The organism is bacterium endosymbiont of Bathymodiolus sp. 5 South, from assembly GCF_900128535.1.
Taxonomy (GTDB): Bacteria; Pseudomonadota; Gammaproteobacteria; order PS1; family Pseudothioglobaceae; genus Thiodubiliella.
The window spans coordinates 16,323-31,571 of sequence record NZ_FQTR01000010.1; the positions used below are offsets into that span (position 1 = coordinate 16,323).

The window sequence follows — 15,249 nt, forward strand, 5'->3', positions numbered from 1 at the left end:
TTATCATTGATTGGGTTAATTTTAAGATTAAAATAAAACTTTTAAAACCCACACCAAGATTCATTTAAATGCCTACTGAATTTGTCCATCTTCAATGCCGTAGCGAATACTCTGTTGATAACAGTTTGATTCGTATACCAAAATTAGTCAATCAGGCTAAGAAGCTAGGTATGAGTGCAATTTCATTGACGGACAATGGTAATTTATTTGCCGCTGTCAAACTTTATAAGACGGCAAAAGGTTCTGGTATTAAACCGATTTTTGGCACTGAAATTGCACTTGAAAATGAAGGGAAAAAATCTTTTTTATTGCTCTTGTGTCAAAACCAACAAGGTTACTTAAACTTGTCTGAATTAATCTCTTTATCTTATTTAAAAGGCGAGGGGATGGAAGGCGCAAGTATTAGTGCTGAGCAATTAATTCAGCATAATCAAGGATTGATATTGATTGCACCAGCTGTCCGTAGCGATGTGGCACAAGCACTAATTGAGAATCAAATACCTAAGGCAAAAGAAAAAGCAGCTATTTGGCAAGCCACATTTGGAGATAGATTTTATTTAGCCGTACAACGCACGAGCCGTATGCAAGATGAGCAACACCTACACCTTTGTGTTAAATTGGGTTTGGAGCTTAATATCCCTTTGGTGGCAACTAATGATGTGGTGTTTTTAGCAAGTGATGAATTTGCAGCACACGAGGCGCGTATTTGTATTTCTCAAGGTGGTTTGTTAGACGATGCAAGACGAGAAAAACATTATTGTGCAGAGCAATATTTAAAATCTGGCGATGAGATGAACACCTTGTTCTCTGATTTGCCTGAGGTGATTGCTAATACTGTTGAAATTGCTAAGCGCTGTAATGTACATTTTGAATTATATAAAAAGAATTATTTGCCAGATTTTCCTGTCCCTGAAGGGCTTAGTATGGCAGAATTCTTTTCGCAGGAGTCCAAGGCAGGATTAAGTAAACGCTTAGAAGGGTTAGAAGTTGAGCGTGAGATTTATGATGAGCGCTTAGCGTTTGAACTCTCAGTGATTGTACAAATGGATTTTCCTGGTTATTTTCTCATCGTTGCTGATTTTATCCGTTGGTCTAAAGACAACGGTATACCTGTGGGGCCTGGTCGTGGTTCTGGTGCAGGTTCATTGGTGGCGTATGCGCTTGGCATTACTAATGTTGACCCGATTAAGCATGAATTATTATTTGAGCGTTTTTTAAATCCCGAGCGTGTCTCTATGCCAGATTTTGATGTGGATTTTTGTACTGAGCGTCGTGATGAAGTGATTGAGTATGTATCGAAAAAATATGGCGCTGAAAAAGTATCGCAAATTATCACTTATGGCACTATGGCAGCTAAGGGTGTGGTGCGTGATGTGGGGCGTGTTTTAGGGCATCCTTATGGTTTTAGTGACCGTATTTCTAAATCTATTCCAAATGATTTGAAGATCAATTTATCGCGTGCATTAGGTCGTTTTTCTGCAGAGGAATCTCAAGAGAATAAAGACAAATGGTTTTCAGAAGAGTTAACAAATCGATACAATTCTGAGGAAAGCGTAACCACACTCATTGATCTATCTTTGCAGTTGGAAGGTTTGGTACGTAATGTGGGTACGCATGCAGGTGGTGTGTTAATTGCACCCAGTAAAATTAGTGATTTTTGTCCGATCTACAAAGCCAGCGCAGAAGATAGCGTGGTCTCGCAATTTGACATGAAAGATGTCGAAGCACTTGGACTGGTTAAATTTGACTTTTTAGGTTTGTCTAACTTAACGGTCATTGATAAAACCCTCAAGCTTGTTCATGCTAAGGGTCTGAGTGAAGCACTGATTGATATTGATACTTTGTCATTAGATGATAAGGGGGTCTATGGTTTATTACAGCGTTGTGATACCACGGGTATTTTTCAGTTAGAGTCAGAAGGTATGCGGGGTTATCTCAAGAAATTACAAGCCGACTCATTTGAAGACATTGTGGCAATGCTGGCCTTGTATCGTCCAGGTCCACTTGATGCAGGCATGGTAGATGATTACATTAATGTCAAACACGGCAAGCAGGAAGTGAAATACCCACACCCAATGCTAGAAGGTATCTTGAAGCCAACTAATGGCGTATTTTTATATCAAGAACAGGTAATGAAGTCTGCACAGGTAATGGCAGATTATTCGCTTGGTGGTGCAGATTTGTTGCGCAGGGCAATGGGCAAGAAGATTGCTGAAGAAATGGATGCACAACGAAGCGTATTTGTTAAGGGTGCGGCAAAACATGATATTGATGAGCGTAAAGCCAATGAAATTTTTGATTTAATTGATAAATTCTCAGGTTATGGCTTTAACAAGTCACACTCGGTAGCATATGCCTATGTGTCGTATCAAACCGCTTGGCTTAAGGTGCATTATCCTGCTGCTTTCATGGCATCTGTGCTTTCAGGGATGATGACTGACACCGATAGGATTAGTTTCACTGTTGGTGAGACACAAGCCATGGGGCTCGTTGTCAAAGGTCCGAGTGTGAATGAATCACTGTATGAATTTAGTATTCAAGATGATAAAACGCTGACTTATGGTTTGGGTGCTATTAAAGGTGTTGGCGAGTCTTTGGTGGAAGTTTTGGTTACCGAGCGTGAAAAGAAGGGTCATTATCAAGACATGTTTGATTTTTGTATGCGCATAGAAAAGAAAATGCTGAATAAGCGTGCCTTGGAAGCCTTAATTTATAGTGGTGCTCTAGATGGATTTAAAATTGATAGAGCGATTTTGATTAATACTTATCCAAGTGCAGTAAGGCAAGCAGAGCAACGACAAAACGACCATTCAAGCGGGCAAAGTGGTTTGTTTGCCGATGCCTCAGAGTGTAATGAGTATGAAACGCATTATTTACCAGTGCCGAGTTTTTCATTTAGGCAAACGCTGCAATTTGAAAATAAGGTGATGGGCTATTATTTCTACAACCATCCAACTGATGAATATCAGCATGATTTACAATATATTTCTGCCGCTTTTCCCAGTCAACTAACCTATAGAAACAATAAAGAAGTGCGAGTATTAGGCCTACTTTCTGATGTCTATTATCGAAACACCAAAAATGGCAAGTTAATGGCCTCAATCACACTTGAAGACAGTAAAACCACATTGAATGGGGTTATTTTTTCCAAAGTGTTAAGCACAGAAGTAGATGAAAAACATTCTGTGAGTGACGCTTTGGTCGCTGATACAGTGGTTGTGGCTGCTGGAAAAATAGAAAGAGATGACTATCGAGATGGCTGGCAATTGGTCGTTGATAAAATTGAAAATATTGATGTAGTGAAAGAAAAACATGCCAGAAGCTTTGAGATAGTGCTCAATAATCAACATACATCGTTGTTTGAAAAACTCTCAACAGTACTCAAGAAAAATCAAGGGCAATGCCCAGTTAGACTACATTATCAGGTTAAACAATCTAGAGGTTTTGCGCTATTAGATGCGGCATATTTGGTTACGCCAAATCAACAACTGATTGACGAAGTTAATGCATTGTTAGGCACTCAATCTAGTCATATTAGTTATAATTAATCCTTGCATTGACGCAAATAGTAAGACGCAGAGTCTTTTCTATATTCCTTGATGTTGATTGTATCACTAAGAAAAATATCAATTTGACCAGAACAAGCGGTTTTTAATACTTTGATGCCATTGGATTGATAACGCTTAATAATAGTTTTAGCGGGGTGTTTAAAGCGATTGTTAAAACCACTGGATACCACAATTAATGATGGTGATACTGCATTTAAGAAGGTCTGTGTTGAAGATGTTTTGCTACCATGATGCGGTGCAAGCATAACGGTGCTTTTGAGTGCTGCTTGATTGTTTTGCACAAGATGGCGTTCGGTTTCTCTCTCAATATCTCCGGTGAGTAGTACGCTATATTTTCCATTAGAGATTCTAAGCATACAAGAGGCATTGTTACCCTGAAAGCGAGTATTGTTATCAGGATTTAGCACTTCGAACATTACCCCATCCCATTGCCAGTTTTGCCCTTTTTGACAGAGGATAGTCTTTGCTTGAATTTTCTTGGGTACTGAGGTCAGTATTGCACCTACCTTAAAATTTTTTAAAATATTATCAAGACCACCAATATGGTCATTATCGCCATGAGAAATAATAACCTTATCCAAATATTGAATATGCTTTGCATGAAGATAAGGCGTAATGACACTCTCTCCAAGATTAAAGCCAGAAGGATATTTTGCACCAGTATCAAATAATAAAACATGGTTTTTGGTTTGCACTACAGTGGCTAATCCTTGAGCGACATCAAGTGTAGTAACGAGTGCCGAGTTGTTATTCATTTTAGGGTTAGGTATCAATATCATTAACAGTAATATAAAGACAGACAGCCAACGAAGTTTTAAAGCTTTAGGGAGAATAGCAACAAACACAAGTAAGATAAAAAGCGCTAAATCTATCCACGAGGTTTGCGTGTAATGCCATTGATTGAAATCAAATTGTTGTAATTGTTCCAACAAAATAGACAGGTAAATCAATGATTGATTGGCAATGGAAAAACTTATCTCTGATAAATAGGTAAGACCGCTAAAAGTCAGTAAAGTGCCGATTAGTGATAGTGGAGTGGCAATAAAACTAAACACTGGAATGGCAATTAAATTTGCAATTGGCGATAAGATTGAAGTAGCAGAAAAAAACCAAATAGTCAGCGGCAACGAGGAAAAACTAATGAGTAGTTGTATATAGATTAAGCGATAGAACCAAGATTTTTCTTGATGTTGCCCAGCACCATAGATAATGATGGCCACTACATAAAATGACAACCAAAAACCAATGCTAAGAACACTTAACGGGTTATGAATGAGCACTAATATTAATGCCGCGCCATAGAGCTGCCAAATAGTATGATGGCGCCTCAGAATAATTGAGATAAACACCACGCTTGCCATAATAAAGGCACGAACTGTTGGCGTGGAAAAACCCGAAATCAATGCATATAAAAGTGCAGAAACAAGCCCAAAATAAGCAGCAATAACCTGTGCAGGTATCATAATACTTAAGCGCGAGGAATAACGCCATAAAAATTGCACCAGTAAGAATATAAAGCCGGAGATCAACCCAATATGTAATCCAGAAATCACACTAAGGTGCGTGGTATTAGTGGATCTGAATAATGACCATTGCTTATCAGGAATCAAAGAGCGATCACCAATCACTAATGCATTAATCACACCACCAAATGTCTTTTTTTCTATCTGTGGCGAGAGTAAATAGCGAATATCTTGTCTAAGTCTGTCTATTGAGAATGTATTGGCATTGGTATTAATGCGCTGATTAGCAGAGGAGGTACGCACATAACCTGTGGCGTTAATGCGTTTGTAGAATAACCATTTTTCATAATCAAAGCTATTTAGGTTTTGGTAACCATTGTTGTGCTTTAATTTTAGCAGTAATTGCCAAGATTCTCCGATACGCAAGTTAGGCACTTTAGAGGGGTTGGTTTTATTATTGTAATGACCATGCCAAGCTAATTTTAATCGCCCTTGAAAAGGAGAGCTTGCCTTAAAAATAAATTTTGTACTGCGCGAGGTTTTTTCTGGCAATTCAACAATTTCACCGCTGACAAGAATGGGTTTATTGAGATAATGATCTTGAATTTGAGCCTTTAAAACTTGTGTTGATATGACCCCCATCCAAGCAAAACCAAGCACAAAAATCGCTAAATTTAAACTTAGCGATTTGTGGCGTTTAAATGTTGTGAAAATCGTTAAAAATATCGCAAAAATTACCACCCATTCCACAAGGCTTATTTGCAGTGTACTTTTGAGTGAAAACAACCCAATTCCAAGTAAGAAACTAAGGGCGTAAATTAGCATAAATAGTGGCAACAAAATGACATCATAACTTTTAGCAACCTCATAAGTTTAGAATACGCTAATATTCTGTGAAACACCTGATTTAATGCGTGAAACTTAAAAAGTTTTCCCCATTATCGAAAAAAAGTAAAAAAAATGACATATTGATCAAAATTATTTTTTACATTTTTTTATAACATATTGATTTTTAATTAAAAAAAATAAATGATTGTTTTTTATTCAAAACCATAAGAAAGCCCAATATATCAATGTTTTCACTTGTTTTTATGCAGATATTAACAGAGTTATCCACACATTTGTGGGTAACTCTATTGGGTGTTGATTTAACAAGGTTTTTTTGTCTTATAAAAATTGTTCACTGAGTATTTTAATAATTTTTCGACCCAATTTTTGTTTGCTGTTTTTTTCAATTTTTATGCTGTTTTCTGGGGTTAAAATCAACACCTCATTTTCATCACTTTTAAAGCCTAAATCATGCTTGGAAACATCATTTAAAATAATGGCATCACAACCCTTGTTTTTTAACTTGTTTTTGGCATTTTCAGTTAAATTTTGTGTCTCTGCAGCAAAGCCAATACACACAGGTTTTTTTGTTAATTTGCAGACTTCTTGTAAAATATCTTTGGTGGGGGTCAATTCTAAAATTAGTGTTTTTTCAGATTTCTTAATTTTATTTTTTGCAATATTTTTGATTGAATAATCGCTCACCGCAGCGCAAGCAATAAAAATATCTTGCCCCACAATATTGTCCATGACTGATTGGTACATTTCTTTAGCGCTGATGACTGATATTATCTGTGCTTTTTGATTGAGTGTAACGCTGATATTGCCATGTACTAAGGTAACTTGTGCCCCAGCTTCAATACAAGCATCTGCGAGTGCTGAACCCATCTTGCCGCTTGAATGGTTGGATAGATATCTAACAGGGTCAATCGCTTCAATGGTTGCCCCTAAGGTAATTAGGACTTGTTTGCCACTGAGTTTGGTGTTTTGAAAAATATTTCCAACTTGCTTAGCAATATCAATGGGTTTGGCTAAGCGACCCTCACCGATATCGCCACAGGCCTGTTTGCCGCTCTCAGGTGCAAGGATTAAAACTTGATGCTCAGCCAATGTCTTTAAGTTTGCTTGCACACTGTTAGCTGCATACATTTGCTGATTCATAGCAGGGGCAATAAGCATTGGGCAGTCGCTTGCCAAGATGACACTACTGAGTAAATCATCCGCCTTGCCTGAGGCTAGATTAGCAATAGTGTTGGCACTGGCGGGTGCAATTAAAATCGCATCCGCCCATTTGGCTAATTCAATATGCCCCATGGCAAGTTCGGCTTCCTTATCCCATAGATTATCATGCACCTTGTTTTTCGAGGTTACCTGTAACGACAATTCAGTAATAAACTGCGAGCCACCTCGAGTGAGTATGACGCGCACCTCAGCACCCAAATCTTGCAAGCGACGCACAATATCAGGTGCCTTGTAAGCGGCAATTGAGCCACTCACACCTAAGAGGATATTTTTGTTGGTTAACGATGCGATGCTCATTTTAGGGTTGCTGTTATTTTAATGTCTTGACCCACCATTCTAATGTCTTGAATATTGAACGCTAAGCATTCATCCATCTGTTGAATGGCAAGCTGTATCATTGAGGTGGCATTACTGCCCATTAATAGGGGTGCGGTGTAGAGGATAAATTCGTCCACCAGTCCTGCTTCCACCATAGCACCAATCAATTTAGGGCCCGATTCTAACAAGACGCTATTAATATTTTGTTGCGCTAATTGCACCAAGACATGATGCAAGTCTAATTTTCCAGCATTATTGCGCTGAGTATTCCCGCTATTGAAAATTTTGGTATTAGCAGCATTGGAAAATATCTTGAGCGTGGTATCAGTTATTTGGTTTTTGCCATCAATAACAACACGCAGTGGCGTACTATCAACGCCATCAAGGCGCACCGTCATTGATGGATTGTCTGCCAATATTGTGCCAGAGCCAGTCAGTATGGCTTGATTTTTAGCGCGTAATTTTTGTACATCTTGCCTTGCCTCTTGACCCGTAATCCATTTGCTTTGTCCAGATGCCATAGCGGTTTTCCCATCGATACTCATGGCGATTTTACAAGTAACAAAAGGCAGTCCGGTTTCCATGCGTTTGATAAAGCCACGGTTGAGTTCTTTGGACTCGTCTTTAAGTAAACCAGTTTTAACAACAATACCCGCACCTGTTAATACTGCGATGCCTTTCCCACTCACCAAAGGATTAGGGTCAAGCGTAGCAATCACCACTTCTTTAACACTTGCATCAATGATAGCTTGAGTACAGGGGGGTGTTTTACCTTGATGTGCACAGGGCTCTAAAGTTACATACAGTGTGGCACCCTTAGCTTGGTGATTGATTTGTGTGAGTGCGTTAATTTCTGCATGTGCCTTACCAAAAGTTTGATGATAACCTTTGGCGATAATTTTGTTGTCTTTAACGATCACGCACCCCACCATAGGATTAGAGGCAACGCCGTATCGACCTTTGCGTGCGAGTTGGAGCGCTAGGGACATAAAATGCGTGTCATTTTTTGAAAAATTTGTCATAATATTTCGTATATAATTACCTCACATTTTACCTAAGGAGAAACACTATGGATGAACAGAAAAAGCAAGCGCTAAAAGTTGCATTAACGCAAATTGACAAGCAATTTGGAAAAGGTTCAGTCATGTTTTTGGGTGATGCAGGGGCTAATACTGATATTGAGGCAGTTTCTACCGGTAGTTTAAGTTTAGACATTGCACTTGGTATTGGTGGATTACCCCGTGGGCGTGTGATTGAAATTTATGGTCCTGAATCCTCAGGTAAGACCACCTTAACCCTACATGTGATTGCTGAGATGCAAAAACTCGGCGGCACTGCAGCTTTTATTGATGCAGAGCATGCACTTGATCCACAATATGCCAAAAGATTAGGGGTTAATACCGATGAGTTGTTAATTTCCCAACCTGACACCGGCGAGCAGGCGTTAGAAATTACTGATATGTTAGTGCGCTCAGGTGGTGTGGATATTGTCGTGATTGACTCTGTTGCAGCACTCACGCCTAAGGCGGAAATTGAAGGTGAAATGGGTGCATCACACATGGGACTGCAGGCGCGTTTAATGTCTCAGGCCTTGAGAAAACTCACCTCTAATATTAAAAAAACCAACACCATGGTGATTTTTATTAACCAATTGCGTATGAAAATTGGCGTGATGTTTGGCAATCCTGAAACCACCACAGGCGGTAATGCACTGAAGTTTTATGCTTCAGTGCGTTTGGATATTCGTCGCATTGGTGCGATTAAGAAAGGTGATGAAATTCTAGGCAATGAAACCCGTGTTAAAGTTTTAAAAAACAAAGTGGCGCCGCCATTCAAACAAGCTGAGTTTCAAATTCTTTACAATGAAGGTATTTCTCGTGAAAGTGAAATTATTGATTTAGGTGTCAAGCATGGTTTGGTGGATAAAGCAGGTGCATGGTATAGTGTTGGTAGCGAAAGAATTGGGCAAGGCAAAGACAACGCACGAGATTATTTAAAAGAGCATCCAGAAATGAGTACAGACTTGGAAGAAAAAATCAAGCAAAAAATACTAACACCGGAAGAGGATGTCAATCAGGATGCAGGCACTAAGTAAAACTGCTTATAACTGTGCTTTAGAAATGCTCGCTAGACGCGAGCATTCTTATTGGGAGCTCACTAAAAAACTGGCGCAACAGTATCAAGCAGATGACATAGAACAAGCACTAAGCAAACTTCAAAGCCAAAATTACCAATCTGACCAACGATTTGCCAACGAATTTATTCAAATGCGTTTTAATCAAGGTAAAGGTCCAATCAAAATAGCTGCTGACCTCAAACAACGCGGCATTGATAATTTTGATTTGTCTGCGTATGATTTTTTCGCCTTAGCAAAAGAAGTGAGAGTGTCAAAATATGGCAAAGCGCCCCCAAGTAATTACAAAGAAAAAGCCAAACAACAGCGGTTTTTACACTCTCGGGGGTTTGGGTTTGATGAAATTAACGACTCTTTTGAGTCGTAATTTTAAAGCACAAAAGACAATGCCCATCAAAAATGAGCGCTCTCAGGGGTGCATGCCAGCCCAGTTAATACGCCAGTCTTGTTTAAAAAAAGCACTATAAACATTTAGCCTAAAGATCAACTGATATAATGTTGATTTTATTGTCCAGTCTGATAATAAACGATAAACAGTTTAATTTATAAATTTTAAGAGGTGTAATACAATGTTAAAAACAACGCTAACAACTATCTTTCTAATCGTCACTATCTCCCAAGTGCAAGCGCAAATGACACTTAAACATGGGTTTTATTTAAGTCAATCTGCCGGCAATATTGATGCAGATATGTCTGGCCAACACAAAGACCTTGCCACATACCAGGGAAAAGATGCTAACCCTAGTGCAGGCGGTTCTTTGTATGCTGGTCTCCCCTCTGCAAGCACCACAATCTATGATGGGGAAATATCCAATGCCCGTTCTTTTGGTTACAATTTAAGATACACACCAAAAGTCGGCTTTGGTTATGAATTAGGGCTTTATTTGACTAAACTTAAAATGCCAACCCAAGATGTGGCACTTATTCATGATGACGGCAGTGCTTTTAAGAAAATTACTGGAGCTGATGTTGTAGTAGATTCCCCCTCCTCTTATATAAAGACTACTGATCTTTATTTGGGTGGCTTGTATAACTTTGAAGCGGTTGGTGGCATAACCCCTTATGTTGGACTGGGTTATGCTAAGGTTAAAGGCAATTGGTATAAATCTTATTGGAGAGGCTATCCTGGTCTTGGTGACAGTGATGAGGTATCGGGATACGGGCAAAGAGGTAAAACCAAAGTTAATGGGCATTATATTAGCGCTAAAGTCGGTATTAACTTCAACGAAAATTATAATTTAGAGTTGGAGCATGCCAAGCATAAAATCCATGCAGATTCTTTTAGAAGTTTTGATATTAATGGTTTAGATGCTAAATTTAATCGCACCTCTGTTAATCTGATTGTCAACTTCTAATTTTCAGTCATTTTGTTTCATTCTCATGTTGCATGTCAGTCACACAAATTAACCTCTCACGGGCGGGAGCAGATATAAAATAAACCGATCAACTTTCTGCATTCCCTAAATCGCACTGGATTTTTTGGGCGTGCCCAATTGGATGTTGTGATTCTATTTTTGCCACTTTGGCACGGATTGCCTACCACAGGCAAGCAGGTAGGCTTGCTGATAACGCGACGAGTAAGCGTGTTATCTCCTGTTTTTAGGCATTGGTAAATAGAGTATCTTTGCGCTTGAGTATGATGTTTGCATTGGTTTATTTGCGTTTCTTTTTGTTAAGAGACCTTTACATAAATAGGGATGATTAGCAAAATCCAATTTTTGCCCAATGGGTGATTTCTTTAAACCTTGTCCTAGCAGGGCTAAGGCTGGGTTTAAAAAATCGCCAAGTGGGTGAAAAGTGGATTTCTGATGATTGTTCCTATTTATGTAAAGGTCTCGTTAAATTTAAAAAAATAAAATGAATAAAATATTCACCCTGCGTTCGCCGCTATATATTAAATATCCGAATGGTGAAACTCGGGTAATTGAGGAGATTTTCCAACACCCAGAAGGCATTTTGTATTTTGAATTATTTTGGGAAAAAGACCCAAGATACGGTATTCATTTGATTAAAGGTAAGATTACAGGTGATGGACCTTGGCGAGTGGGCGAGTGTAGTTTTCATCTATTGGGGTGTAATCATACGCATCCACAAATGTGTGAAATGCACAGTTTTTGGCAGCAAGAATTGTTACAAAACTCAAGCCAATTTAGATCGGGCGATGTGGTAAAAATTGCCTTAGAAAAAGGCGCTATTTTGCCTGATGACTATCCAATAAACGACAAAAGGTTTTAAAGATGCAAGGATTTAACAACCAAACCAAAGCCAGTGACTTTAAAACTCGGGATATTAAAGTGTTAAGCAAGTTAATGCCTTATTTGTTAAAGATGCGCACCCGTGTTATTTTGGCAACCTTGTTCTTGATTGTCGCTAAATTGGCAAATGTGGCTGTGCCAGTAGCACTTAAGGGGATTGTGGATGCACTTGACCAGCCCGATGTGTTGGTAGTGTTACCCTTAGGATTGTTGTTTGCTTATGGGGTGTTACGCCTCAGCAGTTCTTTGTTTAATGAGCTTAGAGACGCTGTGTTTGCACGCGTGCGCTACCATGCTATGCATTTGATTGCACTCGGTGTTTTTAAGCACTTGCATACCTTAGACTTGTCTTTTCATTTGAACCGCCGTATTGGTGGCATTACGCGTGATATTGACCGTGGCACACAAAGTGTTTCTACCTTATTGTCTATTTTTGTTTTTAATATTTTGCCGTCATTTTTTGAAATTATTTTGGTGATTGGTTTGTTATGGGTGAATTATGATATTTTCTTTGCCGGCATCTCATTGTTAACTGTCGTGTTTTATGTGGCATTTACTTTGGCAATCACCACTTGGCGGATGAAATATCGTTATGAGATGAACGATATGCAGTCTGAGGCAAATACCAATGCGGTAGACAGTTTGATTAACTATGAAACGGTCAAGTATTTTAATCGCAAAGATTTTGAGGTCAATCGTTATGACGAAACCATGGGTCGTTGGGAGGGGGTTGCAACCAAAAGTTTTACCTCAATGACGGCACTTAATTTTGTTCAGGGTGCCATTATTGCCGTAGGTGTTACTGTTATTTTGATTTTAGCGGCTCAAGAAGTGGCAGACAAAAATCTGCGCCTTGGTGATATGATTATGATTCAAGCCTTGCTATTGCAGCTGTTTATCCCATTAGGGTCTTTGGGGATTGTCTATCGACAAATCAAGCATAATTTTATTGATATGAATAATATGTTTGATTTACTTGATCGTCGTGCAAAAGTCTGTAGCCCCAAGGGCGCACCGCATATAAAAATCAGCCAAGGCAAGGTTGAATTTAAGCAGATTTCTTTTGCTTATGAAGGCAAAGGCGAGGTATTAAAAAAGGTGAGTTTTTCGATTGAGGCGGGTCAAAAAGTGGCAATTGTGGGGCAATCTGGCGCTGGAAAATCAACACTGGCTAAATTATTGTTCCGATTTTACGATGTAGACAGTGGCAAAATCTTAATTGACGGACAAGATATTAAAACCCACAATCAACACTCAGTGCAATCAGCCATTGGCGTTGTGCCACAAGATACAGTGATGTTTAATGAAAGCATTTATTATAATATTGCCTATGGCAAACAAGGCGCAACTCAACAGGAAGTAGAGGCAGCGGCAAAGTCGGCTTTTATGGATAAATTTATTGAGGCATTACCTCAGGGTTACGATACCCTAGTTGGGGAACGCGGGCTTAAATTGTCAGGGGGCGAGAAACAACGCATGGCAATTGCCAGAGTTTTACTTAAAAACCCGCCTATTTTGATTTTTGATGAGGCGACTTCGGCGCTGGATTCTTATAGTGAAAAAATGGTACAAAAAGCGATTACCACCCTCAGTAAAAAAACTTCTACCCTAGTGATTGCACATCGTCTTTCAACCATTGTGGATGCTGATAAAATTATCGTGCTGAATGAAGGCGTGATTAGTGAGAGTGGCACACATCAGGAATTATTATCTATGCAGGGAATATACGCGCAACTTTGGCAGATACAATCAAAGGATGCAGATGAAATTTAAACTAAAAAATACAAACAATAAAGCCCGCCGTGGCACAATGATCTTTGCAAGAGGCATGGTTGAAACGCCAGCATTTATGCCAGTTGGCACTTATGGCACAGTCAAGGCAATGACCCCTGAAGAGGTTAAAGGAATCGGTGCACAAATTATTCTAGGCAATACTTTTCATTTGTCCATCACCCCTGGCACCGAGGTGATTAAAGCACATGGTGATTTGCATGATTTTATGCATTGGCAAGGGCCAATCCTAACAGATTCAGGCGGTTTTCAAGTATTTAGTTTGGGCGATATGCGCAAAATTAGCGAAGCAGGCGTGGATTTTCGTTCACCCAAAGACGGTGCTAAAATTTTTATGGGGCCAGAAGAATCAATAAAAATTCAGTCCGACTTAGGTGCAGATATTGTCATGATTTTTGATGAATGCACCCCATACCCAGCGGATAAAGCAACAGCGGATCAGTCTATGCAGTTGTCATTGCGCTGGGCACAACGCTCAAAAGACACACATCAAGCACTCGGCAATAACAATGCATTATTTGGTATCGTTCAAGGCGGCATGTATGAAGATTTACGCCAGCAGTCGGCTAAAAAGTTGATTGAAATTGAGTTTGACGGTTATGCGATTGGTGGTTTAAGCGTGGGAGAGCCCAAAGAAGCAATGATTAAAGTGTTGGATTTTCTACCCGAACAACTGCCAAAGGATAAGCCCCGATATTTAATGGGGGTAGGTACACCCAGTGATTTGGTGGAGGCAGTTGAGCGGGGGATTGATATGTTTGATTGTGTGATGCCAACACGCAATGCACGCAATGGCTATTTATTCACTTCAAGTGGTATTGTCAAAATTCGTAATGCACAATACAAACTAGATACCAAGCCCCTAGATGAGCGTTGTACTTGTTACACTTGTCAACATTATTCTCGTAGCTATTTACATCACTTGCAACGAAAAAACGAGATTTTAGGGGCACGACTTAACACGATTCACAATCTTTATTATTATCAAGATTTAATGGCAGGTATGCGAGAGGCGATTGAGCAGGGTGTGTTTGCAGAATTCAAACAATGGTTTTATAAAATGCAAAATGCATAAGCGGCTTTTATTCTTTGTTGATGAGGGGGGTTTTGATGACTTTACCCCACTGTTTTTAAGGATGGGGTTTGAGGTTAATTTTGAGGACTCACAAAGAAAAGCAGTTAAATTAGCCAAGAAAAATCAATATGATGTTTTGGTAGCAGAGTTTAGTTACAATCCAGAATTTCGTGACCGTGTGAGTAACATTGAATCGTTGCTAGCGACGCTTGAAAGCCACTCCCCCAAGGTAAAGATTATTGTACTCTACGATGAAATCAATCAAACCCAACTTGAGCAATTAAAGCAGCGTTATAGAATAGATACAGTATTCTCTTTTCCAATTGATGAGCAGACGATAAAAACTGCAATTAATGCGAGGGTGTAAATTTAAACCGTATAAATCTTTATATAAAACCCCAACAAATTTTGGTGCCTTTAGGTAGTGCATCTTGACAGGTTTTGATAAAGCCAAGATTGTCGGTATTTGACGAAACATTGCCTGCTCTAAAGTCTGTGGCAACAATTTGTCCTGTTTGGGCTATATGCCCCACCATTGGCATATAGCCCTTATTGCCTTTATAAGTCCACTGGG

At 39.3% G+C, this 15,249-nt stretch carries 11 protein-coding genes and 1 pseudogene; 8 read left to right on the forward strand and 4 right to left on the reverse strand.

The features are described from left to right. Positions 1–68: 68 nt before the first annotated feature. On the forward strand, positions 69–3,548 hold the full coding sequence (gene dnaE, locus BBROOKSOX_RS02155) for a DNA polymerase III subunit alpha (RefSeq protein WP_139659550.1): 3,480 nt from the start codon (positions 69–71) through the stop codon (positions 3,546–3,548). Here dnaE and BBROOKSOX_RS02160 read toward each other — a convergent pair. From BBROOKSOX_RS02160 to ribD, 3 genes are all read right to left on the reverse strand, one after another. Beyond that, positions 3,545–5,857, reverse strand: a complete 2,313-nt coding sequence (locus BBROOKSOX_RS02160) for a DNA internalization-related competence protein ComEC/Rec2 (RefSeq protein WP_257607731.1) — start codon at positions 5,855–5,857, stop codon at positions 3,545–3,547. The genes dnaE and BBROOKSOX_RS02160 overlap by 4 nt on opposite strands. Before the next feature lie 342 nt (positions 5,858–6,199). Continuing rightward, positions 6,200–7,393, reverse strand: coding sequence for a bifunctional phosphopantothenoylcysteine decarboxylase/phosphopantothenate--cysteine ligase CoaBC (gene coaBC, locus BBROOKSOX_RS02165; RefSeq protein ID WP_139659561.1), 1,194 nt, complete (start codon positions 7,391–7,393; stop codon positions 6,200–6,202). Between the two features lie 2 nt (positions 7,394–7,395). Then, positions 7,396–8,442 carry a bifunctional diaminohydroxyphosphoribosylaminopyrimidine deaminase/5-amino-6-(5-phosphoribosylamino)uracil reductase RibD gene (ribD, locus tag BBROOKSOX_RS02170; RefSeq protein ID WP_139659552.1) on the reverse strand — a complete coding sequence of 349 codons (1,047 nt, stop codon included), beginning with the start codon at positions 8,440–8,442 and terminating at the stop codon, positions 7,396–7,398. A 47-nt stretch (positions 8,443–8,489) separates the two neighbouring features. On the opposite strand from ribD, the gene recA reads away from it, so the two are divergent. The 7 genes from recA (at position 8,490) to BBROOKSOX_RS02205 (ending at position 15,042) form a co-directional block, all read left to right on the forward strand. Next, positions 8,490–9,515 carry a recombinase RecA gene (recA, locus tag BBROOKSOX_RS02175; RefSeq protein WP_139659553.1) on the forward strand — a complete coding sequence of 342 codons (1,026 nt, stop codon included), beginning with the start codon at positions 8,490–8,492 and terminating at the stop codon, positions 9,513–9,515. Continuing rightward, the gene (locus BBROOKSOX_RS02180) at positions 9,499–9,921 is read left to right on the forward strand and encodes a regulatory protein RecX (protein WP_139659554.1); all 423 of its coding nucleotides are present in this window, start codon (positions 9,499–9,501) and stop codon (positions 9,919–9,921) included. The genes recA and BBROOKSOX_RS02180 overlap by 17 nt, the downstream gene beginning before the upstream one ends. Positions 9,922–10,123: 202 nt before the next feature. After that, complete coding sequence (locus BBROOKSOX_RS02185; RefSeq protein WP_139659555.1) at positions 10,124–10,909, forward strand: hypothetical protein; 786 nt, start codon at positions 10,124–10,126, stop codon at positions 10,907–10,909. Positions 10,910–11,411: 502 nt separating this feature from the next. Further along, positions 11,412–11,789: a hypothetical protein gene (locus tag BBROOKSOX_RS02190; protein WP_139659556.1), complete on the forward strand. Its 378-nt coding sequence runs from the start codon at positions 11,412–11,414 to the stop codon at positions 11,787–11,789. A 2-nt stretch (positions 11,790–11,791) separates the two neighbouring features. Then, entirely contained in the window at positions 11,792–13,582 is a 1,791-nt protein-coding gene (locus tag BBROOKSOX_RS02195; RefSeq protein ID WP_139659557.1) for an ABCB family ABC transporter ATP-binding protein/permease, read from the forward strand. Beyond that, entirely contained in the window at positions 13,572–14,675 is a 1,104-nt protein-coding gene (gene tgt / locus BBROOKSOX_RS02200) for a tRNA guanosine(34) transglycosylase Tgt (protein ID WP_139659558.1), read from the forward strand. The genes BBROOKSOX_RS02195 and tgt overlap by 11 nt, the downstream gene beginning before the upstream one ends. After that, on the forward strand, positions 14,668–15,042 hold the full coding sequence (locus tag BBROOKSOX_RS02205) for a hypothetical protein (protein WP_139659559.1): 375 nt from the start codon (positions 14,668–14,670) through the stop codon (positions 15,040–15,042). The genes tgt and BBROOKSOX_RS02205 overlap by 8 nt, the downstream gene beginning before the upstream one ends. A gap of 19 nt (positions 15,043–15,061) precedes the next feature. Here the strand turns inward: BBROOKSOX_RS02205 and BBROOKSOX_RS02210 are convergent. Continuing rightward, a pseudogene (locus tag BBROOKSOX_RS02210) lies at positions 15,062–15,249 on the reverse strand (IS1380 family transposase); the annotation flags it as partial.

Coding starts and splice junctions, on each gene's coding strand:
- BBROOKSOX_RS02205 (WP_139659559.1), top strand. CDS start 14,668: ATGCATAAGCGGCTTTTATTCTTTGTTGATGAGGGGGGTTTTGATGAC.
- BBROOKSOX_RS02160 (WP_257607731.1), bottom strand. CDS start 5,857: ATGCTAATTTACGCCCTTAGTTTCTTACTTGGAATTGGGTTGTTTTCA.
- tgt (WP_139659558.1), top strand. CDS start 13,572: ATGAAATTTAAACTAAAAAATACAAACAATAAAGCCCGCCGTGGCACA.
- BBROOKSOX_RS02190 (WP_139659556.1), top strand. CDS start 11,412: ATGAATAAAATATTCACCCTGCGTTCGCCGCTATATATTAAATATCCG.
- ribD (WP_139659552.1), bottom strand. CDS start 8,442: ATGACAAATTTTTCAAAAAATGACACGCATTTTATGTCCCTAGCGCTC.
- dnaE (WP_139659550.1), top strand. CDS start 69: ATGCCTACTGAATTTGTCCATCTTCAATGCCGTAGCGAATACTCTGTT.
- BBROOKSOX_RS02185 (WP_139659555.1), top strand. CDS start 10,124: ATGTTAAAAACAACGCTAACAACTATCTTTCTAATCGTCACTATCTCC.
- BBROOKSOX_RS02195 (WP_139659557.1), top strand. CDS start 11,792: ATGCAAGGATTTAACAACCAAACCAAAGCCAGTGACTTTAAAACTCGG.
- BBROOKSOX_RS02180 (WP_139659554.1), top strand. CDS start 9,499: ATGCAGGCACTAAGTAAAACTGCTTATAACTGTGCTTTAGAAATGCTC.
- recA (WP_139659553.1), top strand. CDS start 8,490: ATGGATGAACAGAAAAAGCAAGCGCTAAAAGTTGCATTAACGCAAATT.